This window comes from Limobrevibacterium gyesilva (assembly GCF_025989185.1).
Taxonomy (GTDB): domain Bacteria; phylum Pseudomonadota; class Alphaproteobacteria; order Acetobacterales; family Acetobacteraceae; genus Limobrevibacterium; species Limobrevibacterium gyesilva.
In genome coordinates this window covers 1-17,780 of sequence record NZ_JAPDNT010000012.1, presented here as the reverse complement: position 1 = coordinate 17,780, position 17,780 = coordinate 1, and the positions used below count along the sequence as shown (strand labels likewise).

The 17,780-nt window shown below is 68.9% G+C and carries 18 protein-coding genes; 8 read left to right on the top strand and 10 right to left on the bottom strand.

Annotation, left to right across the window (positions count from 1 at the left end; translation table 11 throughout):
- Nucleotides 1–17 precede the first annotated feature (17 nt).
- The 7 genes from OL599_RS14650 to OL599_RS14620 all read right to left on the bottom strand — a co-directional run bounded on the left by OL599_RS14650 (nt 18) and on the right by OL599_RS14620 (nt 6,538).
- Entirely contained in the window at nt 18–392 is a 375-nt protein-coding gene (locus OL599_RS14650) for a copper resistance CopC family protein (protein WP_264714544.1), read from the bottom strand.
- A gap of 61 nt (nt 393–453) precedes the next feature.
- Nucleotides 454–1,401: a hypothetical protein gene (locus OL599_RS14645; RefSeq protein WP_264714543.1), complete on the bottom strand. Its 948-nt coding sequence runs from the start codon at nt 1,399–1,401 to the stop codon at nt 454–456.
- A gap of 75 nt (nt 1,402–1,476) precedes the next feature.
- The gene (locus OL599_RS14640) at nt 1,477–1,842 is read right to left on the bottom strand and encodes a DUF2946 family protein (protein WP_264714542.1); all 366 of its coding nucleotides are present in this window, start codon (nt 1,840–1,842) and stop codon (nt 1,477–1,479) included.
- A 31-nt stretch (nt 1,843–1,873) separates the two neighbouring features.
- Nucleotides 1,874–2,884, bottom strand: a complete 1,011-nt coding sequence (gene dmeF, locus OL599_RS14635) for a CDF family Co(II)/Ni(II) efflux transporter DmeF (RefSeq protein WP_264714541.1) — start codon at nt 2,882–2,884, stop codon at nt 1,874–1,876.
- A gap of 131 nt (nt 2,885–3,015) precedes the next feature.
- Nucleotides 3,016–3,738 carry an ABC transporter ATP-binding protein gene (locus OL599_RS14630; RefSeq protein ID WP_264714540.1) on the bottom strand — a complete coding sequence of 241 codons (723 nt, stop codon included), beginning with the start codon at nt 3,736–3,738 and terminating at the stop codon, nt 3,016–3,018.
- Nucleotides 3,735–5,492, bottom strand: a complete 1,758-nt coding sequence (locus tag OL599_RS14625) for a branched-chain amino acid ABC transporter ATP-binding protein/permease (protein ID WP_264714615.1) — start codon at nt 5,490–5,492, stop codon at nt 3,735–3,737. Before OL599_RS14625 ends, OL599_RS14630 begins: the two co-directional genes overlap by 4 nt.
- 5 nt (nt 5,493–5,497) lie before the next feature.
- The gene (locus OL599_RS14620; protein WP_264714539.1) at nt 5,498–6,538 is read right to left on the bottom strand and encodes a branched-chain amino acid ABC transporter permease; all 1,041 of its coding nucleotides are present in this window, start codon (nt 6,536–6,538) and stop codon (nt 5,498–5,500) included.
- A gap of 114 nt (nt 6,539–6,652) precedes the next feature.
- Between OL599_RS14620 and OL599_RS14615 the strand changes: the two genes are divergently transcribed.
- Together OL599_RS14615 and phnX are read left to right on the top strand one after the other, a co-directional pair.
- Entirely contained in the window at nt 6,653–7,798 is a 1,146-nt protein-coding gene (locus tag OL599_RS14615) for a TIGR03364 family FAD-dependent oxidoreductase (protein WP_264714538.1), read from the top strand.
- Nucleotides 7,799–7,810: 12 nt separating this feature from the next.
- Entirely contained in the window at nt 7,811–8,620 is an 810-nt protein-coding gene (phnX, locus tag OL599_RS14610; RefSeq protein WP_264714537.1) for a phosphonoacetaldehyde hydrolase, read from the top strand.
- A 30-nt stretch (nt 8,621–8,650) separates the two neighbouring features.
- On the opposite strand, the gene OL599_RS14605 is transcribed toward phnX, so the two are convergent.
- Entirely contained in the window at nt 8,651–9,433 is a 783-nt protein-coding gene (locus OL599_RS14605; protein ID WP_264714536.1) for a creatininase family protein, read from the bottom strand.
- A 100-nt stretch (nt 9,434–9,533) separates the two neighbouring features.
- On the opposite strand from OL599_RS14605, the gene OL599_RS14600 reads away from it, so the two are divergent.
- From OL599_RS14600 to OL599_RS14580, 5 genes are all read left to right on the top strand, one after another.
- Complete coding sequence (locus OL599_RS14600; protein ID WP_264714535.1) at nt 9,534–11,042, top strand: ABC transporter substrate-binding protein; 1,509 nt, start codon at nt 9,534–9,536, stop codon at nt 11,040–11,042.
- 78 nt (nt 11,043–11,120) lie between these two features.
- Complete coding sequence (locus OL599_RS14595; protein ID WP_264714534.1) at nt 11,121–11,321, top strand: hypothetical protein; 201 nt, start codon at nt 11,121–11,123, stop codon at nt 11,319–11,321.
- Nucleotides 11,322–11,400: 79 nt separating this feature from the next.
- Nucleotides 11,401–12,120, top strand: coding sequence for a DUF1028 domain-containing protein (locus tag OL599_RS14590; protein ID WP_264714533.1), 720 nt, complete (start codon nt 11,401–11,403; stop codon nt 12,118–12,120).
- 227 nt (nt 12,121–12,347) lie between these two features.
- On the top strand, nt 12,348–13,946 hold the full coding sequence (locus tag OL599_RS14585) for an ABC transporter substrate-binding protein (RefSeq protein ID WP_264714532.1): 1,599 nt from the start codon (nt 12,348–12,350) through the stop codon (nt 13,944–13,946).
- 622 nt (nt 13,947–14,568) lie between these two features.
- A complete protein-coding gene (locus OL599_RS14580) occupies nt 14,569–15,270 on the top strand; it encodes a class I SAM-dependent methyltransferase (protein ID WP_264714531.1) in 702 nt (233 codons plus the stop codon).
- 129 nt (nt 15,271–15,399) lie between these two features.
- Here OL599_RS14580 and OL599_RS14575 read toward each other — a convergent pair whose 3' ends face one another.
- Both OL599_RS14575 and OL599_RS14570 read right to left on the bottom strand, forming a co-directional pair.
- Nucleotides 15,400–16,293 (bottom strand): SRPBCC family protein, encoded by an 894-nt coding sequence (locus OL599_RS14575; RefSeq protein WP_264714530.1) that lies wholly within the window; start codon nt 16,291–16,293, stop codon nt 15,400–15,402.
- 31 nt (nt 16,294–16,324) lie between these two features.
- Nucleotides 16,325–16,681: an ArsR/SmtB family transcription factor gene (locus tag OL599_RS14570; protein ID WP_264714529.1), complete on the bottom strand. Its 357-nt coding sequence runs from the start codon at nt 16,679–16,681 to the stop codon at nt 16,325–16,327.
- 207 nt (nt 16,682–16,888) lie between these two features.
- Here OL599_RS14570 and OL599_RS14565 point away from each other — a divergent pair.
- Nucleotides 16,889–17,780, top strand: an 892-nt coding sequence (locus OL599_RS14565) for an adenylate/guanylate cyclase domain-containing protein (RefSeq protein ID WP_264714528.1), incomplete at its 3' end; no start/stop codon positions are given.

The following is a 17,780-nucleotide window of genomic DNA, read 5'->3' as shown; positions in this document are numbered from 1 at the left end:
TCAGGGCGAACCCGGACTCACGGCGTCCCCCTGGGCGCCACCGTGACGGTGAAGCTGCCTTCGGTCCTGTGCGTGTCCACCGAGGTGACATGCCAGGTGATCGTGTAGGTTCCGGGCGGCAGCGGAGTCAGGCTGACGCTGAGCTGCTTCGCGTCGGCGGGATCGGCGTGCGTGTCGCCGGCATCCACCCGGTTGCCGGCGGCGTCCTGCACCGTGATGCTGCTGAAGCGCGGCTCCACTGCCTCGGTGAAGGTGATCGTGACGGCCGCCGGCGGCGTTTGCACCGTGGCGCCCACGGGCGGCACCGAACGCCGAAGCAAGGCATGCGCGAACGCCGGCGCCGCGGACAGGCAGGCGATCGCGGTCAGGACGGCCAGGGAAACGGGGCGCATCGCTGTCCTCTCCTCAGGCGGGGTGTGGGCCGGTCCGCGCGAACGGGCCCGGCCCATCGGCTCAGCGGAACCAGTCGACGACCGGCTTGCCCAGGCTGTGCGGGAACAGGTCGTCGAAGAACAGATGGTACTGCGCGATCACGCCGACATGCTTCCCGGTGTTGCTGTTGCCGGGAATCAGCGCCTCGATGCCGAACTGCCAGGTGTCGCCCGAATAGACCACGCCGGGCGCGAACAGCAGCTGCATCGGCAGGTTGTTCGGCCGCTGCGTCGGCGACGACCAGGTGATCTCCACCAGCGGCGTCATGCGTCCGAGCCAGCCGGGCAGGCCCAGATCCTTCACCTGCGATTGCAGGTAGGGGATGCTGTACTGGATCGACATCCCGCCGACCCAGCGGTTGGCATAGCCGTTGTTGAACGACCCATCCGGGTTCTGCTTCAGCGCGACATCGGCCGCCGCGAAACCCAGCTCGCCGGTGATGGCCAACGGGCGCAGCCAGCCGATCGGCAGGTCGCCCAGCCCCTTGCCGAAATAGACGGTCGGCTGGGTGAAGCCATACTGGTCGGCGCCGATCGAGGCCGTACCCGTCCGCCCGAACTCGCGTACCACGCCGACCGACAGCATGAATTCGTGCGCGGCGCTCACATAGGCCTGGTACTTCGCGGTGACCACAAGGTCCTGCCAGCCATAGCGGGTCTTGTCGTTCAGGGTCTGCAACGCCGTGAAGCCGGAGTTGAAGCCCAGTCCGAAATGCTCGGTGATCCGCTTGTCCCATTCGACGTTGAGATTGTACTCGTTGGTCTGGCCCGGGCCGCCATCGGCGCCTTGCAGCATCCAGCTGAATGTCGGCAGGGACGCTTCATCGGCGACCGCCGGATCGTCGACGGTCAGTGTCGTCACGAAGACGCGCGCCCCGGCGATGCCGTGCGCGTCGGCGCGGGTTGCGTGGGCGAGGCCGAGCAGCCAGACGGCCGCACAGGCCGCGCGTGGCAAGGTCAGTTGGTTCATCGAACCGCTTCCTGTCAGAGCAGATGAAGGCAAATGCGGCCCCCGTTCAGGCAGGGCCGCCGGCTTCCGATCGGATCAGGACAGGGCAGGGGGTGCGCGTGGCTGCAGCGGCGGCGCGCGTGGCGCCGCGGGACCCAGCGCCGGCTGGGGCGCCGGCGGCAGCGTCACGGACCACGCAATGCGCTGCGGCACCGTCGTGGTCTGCGGCGGCACCACGGCATGGCCCAGCGCATGGCATGCGGGGCAGGTGTGGTCCGAAGCCTGGTGTGTCCGGTCCCGCGGCCCGGGATCGCCGAGCGAGCTGCCCGGCGCGAGGCACAGCTCCGTGTGCGGATAGGCCTGCACGGCCGCCATCGCCAGGCAATGTGCAGGCCCACCGCCCCATTGCAGCAACAACAGAGCGGCGAGAACACGCGCGAGAACCGGGCGGAACCGCCTCATCGGCTCCTTATCTTCCGCTCCGTGGCGGCGATCAAGTGATGCCGGGGGCGCCTGCGCTTCCTTGCGCGTGGATCTCGACGGTGACATGCGACAGCTCGCGCACATGCGCCAGCCGCGCCCGATAGTGCTCGGGATCGCGTGGCGCGCGCGTCACGACCGACAGGATCGCGCCGAGGTGCCCCGGGCCGAGCCGCCACACATGCAGATCGGCGATCCGGTCGCCGTCGGCTTCGATGGTCTGGCGGATGCGGTCCACCGCAAGCTGATCCGGGGTCATGTCCAGCAGGATGCGGCCGGTGTCGCGCACCAGCCCGTACGACCAGTTGGCGATCACCACGGCACCGATCAGGCCCGCCACCGGGTCCATCCACACCCAGCCGAACGCCCAGGCCAGCGTCAGGCCGCTGATTACCAACACCGACACTGCGGCATCCGCCATCACATGGATGAAGGCGGCGCGCATGTTGTTGTCGCGATGCGCCCCATGGTGCGTCGCGTGGTGGCCGTGGCCGTGGCCGTGGTCGTGATCATGGTCGTGATCATGGTCATGCCCGTGGTCATGCCCGTGGTGGTGGTCATGATCGCCGCCCAGCAGCCACGCGCTGGCGCCGTTCACCCCAAGGCCGAGCACGGCAATCGCGATCGCCTCCCGGTAGTCGATCGGCACCGGTTCGAACAGGCGCGTGACCGCTTCGTAGCCGATCAGCAGCGCGATCATCGCCAGCACGATCGCGCTGGTGAAGCCCGCGAGGTCGCCCAGCTTGCCGGTGCCGAAGCTGAAGCGCGGGTCCTGGGCGTGCCGGCGGGCGTAGGCGTACGCCAGCGCGGCCAGCAGCAGCGCCCCGGCATGCGTGGACATGTGCAGCCCGTCGGCCACCAGGGCGACGGACCCGAACATCAGGCCGCCGGCGATCTCGGCGGCCATCATGGCCGCGCACAGCCAGATCACCACCCAGGTCTGGCGCTCGTTGCGCTGGTGGCCGCCGCCCAGGAAGAAATGCGTGTGGACGGGGAGCGGAACCTCGAAGGCGGACTCGCTCATGGCCAGTGCCTCACCGCAGATAGGAGCGGACGGCATCGCGCAGCTATGCGGCTGCCTCGCCGTTCAGCGCAGCGCTCAGTTTAACGCCAAACGGGATCGAGCGGGGCATATAAGGGCCGGGGTGAGGGGGCCTAACCGGTCTCCCCGCCAAGGTACAGCGCCGACAGCCGCGGATCGCCCAGCAGCGCGCCGGCGGGCCCGTGCAGCCCGATCTGGCCGGTTTCCAGCACATAGCCGTAATCGGCGCTTTCCAGCGCCGCCCGGGCATTCTGCTCGACCAGCAGGATCGACACACCGGTCGCCCGCAGCCCGGTGATGATCCGGAAGATCTCGCGCACGATCAGCGGCGCCAGTCCCAGGCTCGGCTCGTCCAGCAGCAGCAGCCGGGGGCGTCCCATCAGCGCGCGGCCCAGCGCCAGCATCTGCCGCTCGCCGCCCGACAGCGTGCCGGCGGATTGCCCGCGCCGTTCGGCCAGGCGGGGGAACAGCCCGTACACCTCGTCCAGCCGCGCCCGCAGCCCGGCGCGGTCGCGGCGATGCGCATACGCCCCCAGCACCAAGTTGTCGGCGACCGACATCTCCGTGAACAGCTCGCGCCGCTCCGGCACCAGGCACAACCCGCGCTCGACCCGCGCCTCCACGTCCAGCCCGGCCAGGTCGGCGCCGTCATAGGCGATGCGCCCGCGTGCCGGGAGCAGGCCCATCAGCGCGGCCAGCAGCGTGGTCTTGCCGGCGCCGTTCGGCCCGATCACGGTCACGATCTGCCCGGCCTGCAGCGACAGCGACACGCCGCGCACCGCCTCGATGCGCCCATAGGCCACATGCACGTCGTCGGCCTGCAGCAGGGCGGTCACGCCACCCCTCCGAGATAGGCTTCCTGCACCCGCGCATCCGCCCGGATCGACGCGGGTGGGCCCTCGGCGATCCTGGTGCCGAACTCCATCACCACGATCCGATCCACCAGCCCCATGACGAATTCCATGTCGTGCTCGACCAGCAGGATCGTCATCCCCTCCGCCCGCAATGCCCGCAACAGTTCGGCCAACTTCTGCTTCTCCAGCCGCCGCAGCCCGGCCGCGGGCTCGTCGAGGATGATCAGCAGCGGGTCGGCCGCCAGCGCGCGGGCCACTTCCAGGATGCGCTGCTGACCCAGCGGCAGGTTGCCCGCGAGCTCATGCGGGTTTGGGTCCAGCCCCACCCGGCGCAACTGCCGCATGGCCTCCGCCCGGATCGCCCGTTCCTCGGCACGATCGAGCCGCAGCGCGCCGCGCAGCAGCCCGGCCCGCGCCCGCAGATGCGCGCCCAGCATCACGTTCTCCAGCAGCGTCATGGTCGGCCGCAGCCGCACATGCTGGAACGTGCGCGCGATGCCGCGGGCGGCGATGCGCCGGGCCGGCAGTCCCGCGATGTCCTGGCCGAGAAAGCGGATGCGCCCGGCATCCGCGGTGGCGGTGCCGCAGACCAGGTTGAACAGCGTGCTCTTGCCCGCGCCGTTCGGCCCGATCAGCCCGAGGATCTCGCCGGCGCGCAGTTCGAACCCCACCTGGTTCACTGCCACCAGCCCGCCGAAGCGCTTCACCACGCCGTCGACCACCAGCACCTCGCCGCCCGCTGCCGGCGGCGCGCGGCGGGGCAAAGGTGGGGCGTCGGGCGGCACCGGCGGCGTGGCGCGCGGCAGCAGGCGCTGCAGCGACGGGATCAGGCCGCCGCGGGCGTGCTGCAGCACCAGGATGAACAGCGCCCCGAACACCACCACCTCAAGCTGGCCGGACTCCTTTATCAGCGCCGGCAGCAGGTCCTGCAGCGCGTCCTTGGCCAGCGTCACCAGCGCCGAGCCCAGCACCGCGCCGCCGATATGCCCGGCACCCCCGAGCATGGCCATGAACAGGTATTCCATGCCCGGCCCGACATCGAACGCCGTCGGGCTGATGAAGCGCTGAACATGCGCGAACAGCCAGCCGGACAGCCCCGCCAGCACGCCGGCCAGCACGAACACCGCGAGGCGGATGCGGAACGTGTCGATGCCCAGGCTTTCGGCCATCGCCGTGCCGCCGCGCAGGCTGCGGATGGCCCTTCCCTGGCGCGAGCCCAGCAGGTTGGCGCACAGCCACATCACCGCGCCCAGCGTCGCCCACACCAGGTAGTAGCCGGCCGTGCCGGACTGGAACGACAGCCCGCCCAATGTCACTGGCGGGATGGCGGAAATGCCATTGTGCCGCCCCAGCCCTTCGATATTGCCGAACAGGAAGAAGATCGCGAGCCCCCAGGCGATGGTGGACAGCGGCAGCAGATGCCCGCCCAGCCGCAGCGTCGCCGCCCCCAGCACGATCGCGACCGCGAAGGTGAAGGCCACCGCCAGTACCAGCCCGACCCAGGGCGAGCCGCCCTGCACCGTGGTCCACCACGCCGTGGCATAGGCGCCGATGCCCACGAACGCCGCCTGCCCGAACGAGGTAAGCCCGCCCACCCCAGTCAGCAGCACCAGCCCCAGCGCCGCCAGCGCGCCGATGCCGATATAGTTCATCAGCGTCACGAAATAATTGCTGGCCGCCAGCGGCAGGCCGGCCAGCGCCGCCACGGCCAGCAGCAGCAGGGCGCGCTCCTGCATCCGGCTCACAGCCCGTCCTCTTCCGGCTCTTCCTCCGCGCCGTGGCGCTGCAGCGCCGAGCGCAGGATCAGCACGGGCACCAGCACCGCGAACACCACCACTTCCTTCAGCGCGCTGTTCCAGAACGCCGTGAAGCTTTCGAGCAGGCCCACGAACAGCGCCCCCAGCACCGCGCCGGGATAGCTCACCAGCCCGCCGATGATCGCGCCCACGAACGCCTTCAGCCCAATGACGAAGCCGGAATCGTAGAACAGCGTCGTCACCGGCCCGATCAGGATGCCGGAGGCCGCTGCCAGCGCCGAGGCCAGCAGGAAGGCGGTGGCCCCCGCCGCACCTGGCCGGATGCCCACCAGCCGCGCCCCCACGCGGTTCACCGCGGTCGCCCGCAGCGCCTTGCCGGAGAGGGTGAAGCCGAAGAACAACGCCAGCAGCAGCGTCGCCAGCGCCGAGGCGGCCAGCATCAGCAGCATCTGCCCGGGGAAGAACAGGCCGCCGATCTCGAAACTCGCCGTGGTGAGCAGACGTGGCCGCGCGCCTTCCGGCCCGAACACCATCAGCGCGATGCCGGAGATGGCGAAATGCAGCACCACCGCCACGATCAGCAGCACCAGCACCGACGCATCGGCGATCGGGCGGAAGGCGATGCGATACAGCAACGGCGCGATCGGAAGGATCAGCCCGATCGTCAACGCCATCTCCACCAGCGGTGGCAACGCCCGCCCGGCCAGCAGGAACGCCGCCGCCACCGGCAGGCAGGGCAGCACGCCATAGGCCAGCAGGGCACGCCCCCATTTGCGCTGCCGCCCGGCAAGCTCGAACAGCAAGGCGAGGCCGGCAAGCAGCAGCACCAGCCACACGATGCCGGGGCGCCTGCCTTCCTGCAGGGCCGCCAGCGTCAACGAGGCATAGGCGATGAGGTCGCCGAAGGGGACGAAGACGACGCGGGTGACCAGGAACACCAGCACGATGCCGAGTGCGGCCAGCACATAGATCGCGCCGTTTGCCACCCCGTCCTGTGCCAGCAGCAGCGCCAGTTCCGCCGTCATGCGCCCCCGCCAGAGTGGCTGATTGCTTCAAGCTTAAAATGTCATAACGCTGAAGCAAGATCAACGAAGCATGCGAAGGCTTGCCCCGCAACGGCCGGTCGTCTACGGCGGGGCATGCATCGCAATCTGCAATTCGACTGCGTGATCGTCGGCCATGGCATTGTCGGGCTGGCGCATGCGCTGGCGGCGAGCCGGCACGGGTTGCGCACCGCGGTGATCGACCGCGACGCGCGGGCCGCCGGTGCGTCGGTGCGCAATTTCGGTTTCGTGACGGTGACCGGGCAGGAGCAGGGCATCACCTGGCGCCGTGCCATGCGCAGCCGCGACGTGTGGGCGGAGGTGGCCGAGCCGGCGGGGATCGCGGTGCATCAGCGCGGCCTGCTGATGTGCGCGCGCCGGCCCGAGGCGATGACGGTGCTGGAGGCGTTCGCGGCCAGCGACATGGGCCGCGACTGCCGCATCCTGCGCGGCGATGCGCTGGTGCAGGCGGCGCCGATGCTGGCGGGGGAGTTGCAGGGCGCGCTGCACAGCCCGCACGAGTTGCGGGTGGAAAGCCGCCATGCCGTGCCGCAACTGGCGGCATGGCTGGCGGCGGCGCATGGCGTCACCTTCCTGCCGCGCATGGCGGCGCTGGCGGTGGAGCCCGGCCGGGTGGTGACGCCCGGCGGCGTTCTGACGGCCGACCACGTGGTGGTGTGTCCCGGCACCGACTTGGTGACGCTGTTCCCGGAGATCACGCGGCGGCGCGGCATCACGCTGTGCAAGCTGCACATGCTGCGCCTGGCCGATCCGGGCTGGCGGCTGCCGGCGGCGGTGATGAGCGACCTGGGACTGGTGCGCTATCTCGGCTACGGCGTGGCACCCTCATTGCCGGCGCTGCGGGCGCGGCTGGAGGCGGAGCAGGCGGCGTGGCTGGCCGACGGCATCCATCTGATCGTGGTGCAGGATGCGGACGGAACGATGGTAGTGGGCGACAGCCACCACTATGCGGATACGCCCGATCCGTTCCAGCCGCGCGCCGTGGACGACCGTATCCTTGCGGAACTGGAGCTGGTGCTCGGGCGTCCCGCGCCCGAGGTGATCGAGCGCTGGACCGGCGTCTATCCCAGCGGCCCCGACGTGGCCTTCACTGAGGCGCCGATGGACGGCGTGCGGCTGGTGATGGTGACCAGCGGCACCGGTGCGAGCACCGCCTTCGCGATCGCCGAAGAGACGATGGCCGACCTGCTCGGCCTGGCGCCGCCGCCGCATGCGGCCTGAGGAGGCCTGGCCATGAAGCTGCAAGCCGTGATCCTGGACTGGGCCGGCACCGTGCTCGACCACGGCAGCCGCGCGCCGATGGGCGCCTTCGTGCGCGCCTTCGCGCAGTTCGGCGTGGCCATCAGCATCGCCGACGCGCGCGGGCCAATGGGCATGGCCAAGCGCGACCATATCCGCATGGTCGGGCAGGCGCCCGCGGTGGCGGCGGCGTGGCGGGCGCGGCACGGGCGCGATTTCAACGAGGCCGATATCGACGCGCTGTTCGCGGTGTTCGAGCCGATGAACGTCGCCGCGGTGAAGGACCACGCCGATCTGATTCCGGGTGCGCTCGACGCGCTGGCGGAGTTGCGGCGGCGTGGGCTGCGCATCGGCTCCACCACCGGCTACACGCGGCCGATCATGGCGGAACTGATGCCGATCGCGGCCGCCGCGGGCTATGCGCCGGAGATCGTGGTCTGCGCCGGCGACCTGCCGCAGGGGCGGCCGAGCCCGCTGATGATGTGGCATGCCATGGCGCAGATGGGCGTGTGGCCGGCGGCAACGGTGGTGAAAGTGGACGACACGCCGCCGGGCATCGGCGAGGGGCTGAACGCCGGCACCTGGACGGTGGGACTGGCGCTGACCGGCAACATCGCCGGCCTGTCCGCCGCGGAACTGGCCGCCGCGACGGATGGCGAGCGCGCGCAGATGCGGGCGCGGGCGACGCAGGAGATGCAAGCGGCGGGCGCCGACCTGGTGATCGACAGCATCGCCGACCTGCCGGGCGCCATCGATGCGATCGAGGCGCGGATGGCACGCGGGGAGAAGCCGCGCGGAGGGTGACCCGCCGCGCGGCTGCCGGTCGCAACTGCGTCAGGTGCGCGCGGCGTAGTGGGCGACGAAGCGGGCGCCCAGTTCGGTGAGCTGTTCGACCAGGGCGGCGCCCGTCGCTTCCGAGCACAACCGCGCATCGCCGCCGCGCACGCCGTCCGGGGCGATTTCGTGGTACTCGACGGGGACGGCGATTTCCGCGCCTTCGAACCGGGCGACGCCGAAAGCGGCCGCCGGCATGCCCAGCACGTCCTGCAGCGGCGTCGGGGCGGGAACGAGGTCGGGGCGCATCAGGTCGGGGAACAGGTGCATGGCGACACTGGTCAGCGGGTCGGCGCCATGGCCCGCGGCCTGCTTGGCCTTCGCCTCGCCGAGGATGCCCGGCAGCAGCGAATAGCCGACCTTCCACAGATATAGGCTGGGAATGAGGATGCGGTCGCGCAGATAGACCGCGTGCGTCGCCTCGTGGATGGCCTGCACGTTGCCGCCATGGCCGTTGATGACGACGATGCGCGACAGGCCGTGGCGCAGCAGGCAGGCGAGCATGTCCGTGATCACCGCGCGCAGCGTGGCCTGCTGCAGGGCGATGCCGCCGGGCATGGAGCCGAAATAATCGGCGCCGCCGAACGGCACCACCGGCGCCACCACCGTTTCGGTGCCGCGCGCGGTGGCGCGGCGGGCGATGTGCTCGGCGATCTTGTCGGCGGAGAGGTAGTCGCCCATGGGCGCGTGCGGCCCCTGGTCTTCCTGGCTGCCCATCGGCAGCAGGACCACCGGCCGGCGCGCGTAGAGCTCGCGGGCCTCGCCGCCGGTAATCTCGCTCATTCGAACTTTCGGGGACGTGCCTGCGACCATTGGGACCTTGCCGTTGCGATGTGTCGCCGGGATGGTAGGCTCGGGTTTCAACGCCCTCAAGGGGTCGCCCATGCAGCTGTCCCGCCGCGCTGCCTTGTCTGCAGCCCTTCTGCCGTTGCTGGCCCGGCCCGTGCGCGCCGCGCCGACGCCGGACCGGATCATATTCGGACTGTCCGCATTTCCACCCAGCCTGCTGCCGTTCGCCAATACCGGTGCGGCCGCGGCCACGGTGAAGCTGCTGATGTATCGCGGTCTGATGTCGTACGATCGCACCGGCACGCTGCGCGGCGAGCTGGCGGAGAGCTGGCAGCCCGATGGCGCCACCGGCTGGCTGTTCCGCCTGCGCGAGGCAGGCTTCCACAATGGCGCGCCGGTGACATCGGCCGATGTGCGCTACACGCTGGAGCAGGTGGTGGCCGAACGGTCCACTGCCTATCTGCGCAGCGCGCTGGCCGGCGTGAAGCAGATCGATACGCCGGATGCGCGCACGGTGCGCATCGTCATGGCCGAGCCGACCGCGACGCTGCCGGAATGGCTGGCCAGCCCGCATATGCCGATCATCGCCCAGGGCTCGATCGAGCAGCCGATCGGCGCGGGGCCGTACACGCTGACCGCGCAGGAGCGCGGGGTGTCGCTGGAGCTCACCGCGTCGGGGAAATTCTATCGTCCCGGACTGCCGAAGACGAAAACCATCCGCATGATCGCCTATCCCGACGAGAACCTGCGGCTGGCGGCATTGACCAGCGGCGATGTGGACATCATCGAATACGTGCCGTGGCAGTCCTTTGACGCGGTGCAGGCGAGCCCGGCGCTGAAGCTGGACAGCACCATGGGCCCGTTCATGAATCTGCTGTTCAACGGGCGCAGCGGACCGTTCAAGGACCCGCGCCTGCGCCTGGCCACCGCATTCGCCATCCGGCGCGAGGAGATCGTCAAAGCGGTGTTCTTCGGCCATGGCGCGCCGCTCGGCAGCCTGCCGATCGCGCCGGGCTCGGCCTATTACGACCCCAATCCGCCGAATGCCTGGCACTACGATCCCGACCGGGCGCGCAAGCTGCTGGCGGAGGCCGGCGTGCCCAACGGGTTCGACTGCACGCTGCTGGCGACATCGCAATACGGCATGCACCGCGATACCGGGCAGATCGTGCAGCAGCATCTGGGCGAGATCGGCATCCGCGTGCAGCTGTCGCTGCCCGAATGGGGGCAGCGCGTGGCGCTGGGCAATCGCGGGCAATACGAATTCGCCGTGTTCGTCACCACCGCGGACAGCAACGATCCGGACGGGTTGGCTGCCGTCACCGATGGCGAGTTGTCGCCGGTCTACAGCCGCAGTGCGGGGCTGGCGACACCCGAACTGCACAAGCTGTTCGCGGAGGGGCGGGCCGAATACGACACGGCGAAGCGGCGCGCGATCTATGCGCGCGTGGAACAGGTGTTCCTGCAGCAGGCACCGTACGTGAGCCTAGCATGGCGGGCGCAGGCGTATGGTATGGCGAAATCCGTACAGGGCTTCGGCACGTTACCGGGGGCACTGACGGGGAATTCGGGGATACTGCTGGAGGAAGCCTGGATCGGGTGAGGGGCGGGGCGCAAGACCTGGCCGGTCGGCAGCTACCTGGACGAAGGCCCCCGTTCCACGGACTGGCTGACCAAGGGCGTGATCAAGCAGCACCGGACCCTCGCGGCTTATGTCAACATGCTGCTGCGCGTTGGCTTCGCCATCTCCCATGTCGAGGAGTGGGGCCCGGCCGAGCAGCAGATCGCGTCGCGGCCCAGCCTGGCCGACGAGCGTCAGCGCCCGCCGTTCCTGCTTGTGGCGGCCCGACGCGACGGGCCCGGGCGCAACATCGCCGCGTAGGACGCTCGCCTGCCATCCGGGGGGCTGGCAAGGCGCTGCCGCGTGCGGTAGCGGTTGGACATCGGAAATGGAGAGGCTCATGACCTGGTCGATCGTCACCTACGACCGTGCCACCGGCGCCTTCGCAATCGCAGTCGCCACCAAGAACTTCGCCGTCGGCGCCACCGTGCCGCATGTGCGCGCCGGCGTGGGCGCAGTGGCCACGCAATCCATTACCAACCGCTATCTTGGCCCGGCGATTCTGGACGCGATGGCGCGCGGGCTTGCCCCCGATGCTGCCATTGCGAGTGCCATTGCCGGGGATGCCGGTCGCGGGTTGCGCCAGGTGCACGCGGTGGACCGTCATGGACGCAGTTCGGCCTGGACCGGGGATAATTGCGTGACGTGGTGCGGCAGCGCGGCCGGCGATGCGGTCAGCGTCGCCGGCAACATGCTGGCGAACGACGCTGTCGTGCCGGCGTCGCTCGCCGCCTTCACCGCCGGCGCGGGCCTGCCGGTGCCCGAACGCCTGATGGAAGGGATGCTGGCCGGTGAGGCCGCGGGCGGGGACCGGCGCGGCCGGCAGTCGGCGGCGATGGTGCTGACCACGACCGAGGATTTTCCCGACCTGAGCATCCGTGTCGATGATCACGCGGAGCCGCTGCCGGAGTTGAAGCGCCTGCTGGCGATTTGGCGCCGCGATCGCGCGCCCGGCCTGAAGCACGCGCCAAGCAAGGCCGATCCGGCGGGACTCATCGACCTGGACGCCATTGAAGCACCCTGGATCGCGAGGGGACTGGACCTTCGCCTGCGGCGGTAGGGCAAGTGACATCGGGCAGGCGATCTGCGCCTGCCTGATGACGTTGTTCATTACACAACAAGCCGGTCTGGCGTCGCGGTTGCGGAGCCTGAGTACTTGGCCTACCCTCGACATTGCTGGAATTCGCCGCATTCGGTTGAGCAGGCGGAAGAAGAAACAAGATCAATCGCGACCGTCGGCCGGGCGCAGTCTCGGACACGCCGACTAATTCCCAACGGAGAACCTTCATGTTGCGTCGCCAACTACTGGCAGGGGCTGCCGCTGCCGCGACCTTGTCCACTTCGGGCCTGCCGCGCCCGGCCATCGCGCAGACGGCGGCACGGACCTTGCGCTTCATTCCCGAAGGCAACCTGCAGAACCCCGACCCGATCTGGGCCACCACCACGGTTGCCCGCAACTTCGGCTACATGGTCTGGGACACGCTGTTCGGCGTGAACGAGGCGATGGCGCCGACGCCGCAGATGGTCGAGGCGTATGAGGTCGGCGATGCCGGCCTGACCTGGCGCATGCGGCTTCGCGACGGCCTGACGTTTCACGACAACACGCCGGTGCGCTCGGCCGACTGCATTGCTTCGGTGAAGCGCTGGATGAAGCGCGACGGCTTTGGCCAGCGGCTGGAGGCTGCGCTGAACGAGATCCGCGCCATCGACGACCGCGCCTTCGAGTTCAAGCTGAAGAAGCCGTTCCCGCTTCTGGCGTTGGCCCTGGGCAAGCCCACGGCCAATGTCTGCTTCATCATGCCGGAGCGGATGGCCACGACCGACGCCTACAAGCAGATCGACGAGTACACCGGCTCGGGCCCCTATCGCTTCCTGCGCGAGCAATGGGTGCCCGGCGCGCTGGCGACGTTCGCGCGCAACGAAGCCTATGTGCCGCGCCAGGAGGCTCCCAGCTTCGTCGCCGGCGGCAAGGTTGCGAATTTCGACCGCATCGAGTGGAAGGTGATGCCGGACCCGGCAACCGCGGCCGGGGCGATGCAGAACGGCGAGGCCGATTGGTGGCAGACGCCAAGCCCCGATCTGCTGGCGCTGCTGCGCAAGGCGCGCGGCGTGAACGTCGATCTGCTGGACAAGTTCGGCACCATGGCGGTGATGCGCTTCAATATGCTGCATCCGCCGTTCGACAACGTGAAACTGCGCCGCGCCATCCTGCCGGCGATCGTGCAGGACGATTTCATGGCCGCCGCCATCGGCAGCGAGACCGAACTGTTTGCGACGGGCGTGGGTGTGTTCACCCCGGGCTCGCCGCTGGCCAATACCGCTGGGCTGGATGTGCTGACCGGGCCGCGCGATCTGAACAAGGCCAAGCGTCTGGTGGCCGAAAGCGGCTACAAAGGCGAGCGCGTGGTGTTCCTCGCGCCCACCGACTATCCGGTGCTGTTTGCGTATTGCCAGGTCGGCGCCGACCTGCTGCGCAAAGTGGGCCTCAATGTCGATTTCCAGGCGTCCGACTGGGGCACCATGATCAACCGCCGCAACAACAAGGGAACCGTCGACAACGGCGGGTGGAGCGCGTTCTGCACGTCCTGGGAAGGGCTCAACCTGGCCGATCCCGGCGCGCATGCCCCGATCGGGGGGCAGGGTGAGAAGGGCTGGTTCGGCTGGTATTCCAGCCAGAGGATGGAAGATCTGCGCAGCGCCTGGTTTGACGCGCCGGATCTGGCCACGCAGAAGAAGGTCGCCGAGCAGATCCAGCTGCTGACATGGGAAGAGGTGCCGTTCTACCCGCTCGGCCAGGCGTTCCAGCCGCTGGCACGGCGCAGCAATATCGAGGGCATCGTGAAGGCGCCCTTCCCGCTGTTCTGGAACGTCAAGAAGACGGCGTGATGACATAGCGGGGGAGCTTGCCGCGGCCGGGGGAGGCTCCTCGGCCAGCGTGCGATCGTTGCAATATGCGGTCGGCGGCGGCTGGTGGGCCAGCCAGGCTGCGGCCTGCTTCCTCGTCCTTCGGTGCGCGGTTAACGTGCGTGAGGTGCTGAACGCGATCCTCTACGTAGTCGCGGCCTGATGCCCGTGGCAGGCTTCGCCGAAGAACCTGCGACCCAAGAGCACGGTGTGGGACGCCAACGGCGGCGGGTTACCACTTCTATTGTGCTGCACCAGGCCCACTGATCGCGCGTGATGATTGTCAAAGGCGAGCCGCAAGTGCTTCAAGCGCATGCGACAGCCGAGCGGGTTCTGCCGAACCTTAAACGGCAGGCCGGTCCTCTGGCGAAGGCGGACGGAGTGCATCTCGTAGGCGTAGACAAGCCGTTCGTTCGGCACCCCGTCGTCGCAGACCGCGTCGAAGGTCGAGACCGTGCCGCTGGTCCAGCGCCTCTGAGCCGTTCACGGGTGCAGCCTTGACAGGCGCTCATCCCGTGCTGATCGTCCGAGTATCGCAGTGCACCCGTGCAGCCTTTCGGATGTCAGGCGTAATGAAGCCCGGCATCGGGCGAGGGCAGACTTCATGTCGGATACATCCGCTCAGGCTTTCAGTCCCTACGACGATACGGAACTGATCAACAAGCACGTAGCCGGCGGCAACCACCGTGACGTGATCGGTGGGCTGTGGGACGAACTCGGTGCCCTCCAGGCGGATTTCCTGAAGGCGAACGGGTTGCGGCCGCAGCACACCCTGATCGATATCGGTGCGGGCAGTCTTCGCGCGGGGGTGAAGCTGGTTCCGTATCTTGATTCCGGCAACTACTACGCCATCGACCTGCAGGCAGCGCTGCTTGAGGCGGGCTATGTGCGCGAGATCGAGCCAGCCGGGCTGGCCGGCCGTTTCCCGCGCGGGAACTTCGCCGCCAATGCCGTTTTCGACGTCTCCGGCTTCCGGTGCATGTTCGATTTCGGGATAGCGCAGTCGGTGTTCACGCACATGCCGATCGCACGGCTGGGCGCCTGTTTGTCGTCGGTGGCGCCGCATTTCCGCCCTGGCGGGCAGCTCTTCGTCACGGTGTTCCTGGCGCCGCCGGGGGTGGCGGACAAGGCGTTCACCCAGTGGCCCGGGGGAGTCGCCACCTCGCCGGACCGCGATCCGTTCCATACGACGCTGCACGACCTGCAGGGCATTGCGTCGCAGGCGAGCGGTTGGCAGATGTCCGTGATCGGTAACTGGGCGCATCCACGCAACCAGCAGATGGTGCGCTTCACGCGCCAGGGGTGACGGTGGCGTGCCCCCCTCCAGCTGCCAGGACAGCTTTACGCTGCATGGACCGGAAGGCTTCCGGACGCGGCCGCCTGCTGCCAGCGCGGGTTTGGTGTCGTGGCGCGCAGGCGACAGCGCGTGTGCCCTTCATCCCTGGAGCGACGCGCCCAGTCGATCCAACAGGAAGCCGGTGCCGTGCTCGCGTGAGCCGGCGTCGTCGTAGCCGTCGAGGAAGGCGCCCTGTTCGGTGACCACAAGCCGGGTGCCCGTGCCCGCCGGCGTAAGCTCCACGGTGGCCAGGGAGACCGAGATCTTGCGATCGTCGAGGTGCATTTCGTAGGCGTAGACAAGCCGTTCGTTCGGCACGACGTCGTAGTAGACCGCATCGAAGGTCGAGACCGTGCCGCTGGTCCAGCGCCCGCTCACGCGCTCGCGCCCGCCGGGGCGGACATCCATTTCGCGCTCGAGCAAGGCATAGCCGTCGCCGCCCTCGAACCAGCGGGCCTTGGCCGCCCTGTCCGAGAGGGCGTGGAACACCACCGCCGGCGCGGCGTCGTAGGTGCGCTCCAGAGAGAAGCTGGCGTGAACGACGGAACGGCGCTCGGGGGCCTGGATCCGCGCTACCTCCTGCTCCAGCTTATCCAGGGTGGTGCGCCAGCCTTCCGGGGCGCCCGCGACGGCGGCGAGGAAGCTCTCGTCGTGAATATCGTATGCCTGATGAACGGTCATGCGGGTCCCGGCCCCGTCGTCCTCGAACGTGACGGTGGTGCGGGCGGTGAACTTCGGCGAGTCGCCAATCGCGACCCCGGACGTGAACACCAGCCGATCCGGTGGCGAGATCTCGATGTAGACGCCCTTGGACCAGATGTCCTGCCCTTCGGGCGAGCGCATGCAGATGGCGCAGACACCGCCGGGCCGGAAGTCGATCTCGGCCGCAGGCACGGTGTAGCCTTCGGGGCTGAACCAGCGCTTCATATGCTCGGCGCTGCTCCAGGCCTTGAACACCAGCGCGCGCGGGGCGGCAAACGTGCGGGAGATCACCAGGGGTGCGGGCTTCGAGCCGGTCTTCGTGTCATTCGTGTGAGTCATCGCCGCCTCCTTTGTCTTTCAGTTCGTTGAGATAGCCACCCAGCCGGTCGAGCTTGCGCTCCCACTCGGTGCGGCGGGCGTTGATCCATTCTTCCGCCAGGCTCAGCGCCCGACGTTCGATCCGGCAGGTTCTGACGCGCCCGATCTTTTCGGAGACCACCAGACCCGAGCCCTCCAGGACGGCCAGATGCTGCATCACGGCCGGGAGGGACATGGCGAGCGGGCGCGCCAGTTCGCTGACCGAGGCCGGACTGCGCGACAGCCGCTCCATCATGGCCCGTCGCGTGGGATCGGCGAGGGCCTGGAAGGTCAGGTCGAGCGGGGATGATTGGTTAAGCATGTGCTTTAGTATCATGGCGCGGACAGATAAGCAATCGCTTTAGTATTGGGGCCGAGAGCCTGGGTCCGGCCACGACGCGGTGCGGCTTGCGGCGAGACGCCTTCCTGCACCGATGCGCGATCCTCGTCCGGAGGCGGCCGGCGCGCGATTCATTGCTGCGTATCCAAGGCCTTCGCTATAATGGTGTGTGGTCTGATGAGGCGTTTCATGTCGGGCGAAAGCACGCGGAGACTCGCCGCCATTATCAAGGCCGATATTGCAGGCTATACACGCTTGATGGGAGCCGACGAGAAAGGCACCCATCTGCGGGTGCAGCGGCTTTTTCGCGAGTTGATCGAGCCGACGATTGCCGAGCATCGCGGGCGGCTGGTCAAGACGATCGGCGACGGGTTTCTTGCCGTGTTCGACAGTCCGGTCGAGGCGGTGCGTTGCGCGATCGTGATCCAGCAGAGCATGGTCGGCCGCAATCTCGAGCTGCCCAGCGCGCAGTGGATACGCTTCCGCATCGGGGTCAATCTTGGGGACGTCATCGTCGAGCCCGACGATGTCTTTGGCGAGGGCGTCAACGTCGCGGAGCGGCTGGAGCAGCTCGCCGAGCCCGGCAACATCTACATCTCGGGCGGGGTGTACGAGCAGATCAGATACAAGCTGGTTTGTGGCTACCAGTCCCTCGGCGACCGGAAGGTCAAGAACATCGTCGACCCGGTGCCGATCTACCGCGTGCTGCCGGACCCGGCTGCGCTGGCGAAGGCGACCCGGAGCGGCTGGAGCCGCATCGGATTGCTCGGCGCAGGCTCGATTATCGTCGCCGGCGTTGGATGGTACGCCTGGAACCGCGTGGCCAGGCAGCCCGTAGAGGCGGTCGCGGTCGCGACCCAGGCGCCCGCCAGCGCTGCGATGCCGCGTGCCGTCGCATCCGGGGGCGTTGTGCCGGAACCGCATGAGCCTACCGCGTCGACGCGGGCGGTCCCCCGCGTGGATCCGCCGGTGCCGGCGCCTGATCTCACGCCCAGCCCGCCGCCCGCCAATCCGGTTCCACCCCCGGCCGCTCGGACGCCGGCACCGGCCACCGAAATGCAGGCTGCGGCCGTCCCGCGGC

What these genes read in the sequence shown, in the direction of transcription:
- OL599_RS14650 (WP_264714544.1), bottom strand. Translation starts at nt 392, where the DNA reads ATGCGCCCCGTTTCCCTGGCCGTCCTGACCGCGATCGCCTGCCTGTCC.
- OL599_RS14645 (WP_264714543.1), bottom strand. Translation starts at nt 1,401, where the DNA reads ATGAACCAACTGACCTTGCCACGCGCGGCCTGTGCGGCCGTCTGGCTG.
- OL599_RS14640 (WP_264714542.1), bottom strand. Translation starts at nt 1,842, where the DNA reads ATGAGGCGGTTCCGCCCGGTTCTCGCGCGTGTTCTCGCCGCTCTGTTG.
- dmeF (WP_264714541.1), bottom strand. Translation starts at nt 2,884, where the DNA reads ATGAGCGAGTCCGCCTTCGAGGTTCCGCTCCCCGTCCACACGCATTTC.
- OL599_RS14625 (WP_264714615.1), bottom strand. Translation starts at nt 5,492, where the DNA reads ATGCAGGAGCGCGCCCTGCTGCTGCTGGCCGTGGCGGCGCTGGCCGGC.
- OL599_RS14620 (WP_264714539.1), bottom strand. Translation starts at nt 6,538, where the DNA reads ATGACGGCGGAACTGGCGCTGCTGCTGGCACAGGACGGGGTGGCAAAC.
- OL599_RS14615 (WP_264714538.1), top strand. Translation starts at nt 6,653, where the DNA reads ATGCATCGCAATCTGCAATTCGACTGCGTGATCGTCGGCCATGGCATT.
- phnX (WP_264714537.1), top strand. Translation starts at nt 7,811, where the DNA reads ATGAAGCTGCAAGCCGTGATCCTGGACTGGGCCGGCACCGTGCTCGAC.
- OL599_RS14605 (WP_264714536.1), bottom strand. Translation starts at nt 9,433, where the DNA reads ATGAGCGAGATTACCGGCGGCGAGGCCCGCGAGCTCTACGCGCGCCGG.
- OL599_RS14600 (WP_264714535.1), top strand. Translation starts at nt 9,534, where the DNA reads ATGCAGCTGTCCCGCCGCGCTGCCTTGTCTGCAGCCCTTCTGCCGTTG.
- OL599_RS14590 (WP_264714533.1), top strand. Translation starts at nt 11,401, where the DNA reads ATGACCTGGTCGATCGTCACCTACGACCGTGCCACCGGCGCCTTCGCA.
- OL599_RS14585 (WP_264714532.1), top strand. Translation starts at nt 12,348, where the DNA reads ATGTTGCGTCGCCAACTACTGGCAGGGGCTGCCGCTGCCGCGACCTTG.
- OL599_RS14580 (WP_264714531.1), top strand. Translation starts at nt 14,569, where the DNA reads ATGTCGGATACATCCGCTCAGGCTTTCAGTCCCTACGACGATACGGAA.
- OL599_RS14570 (WP_264714529.1), bottom strand. Translation starts at nt 16,681, where the DNA reads ATGCTTAACCAATCATCCCCGCTCGACCTGACCTTCCAGGCCCTCGCC.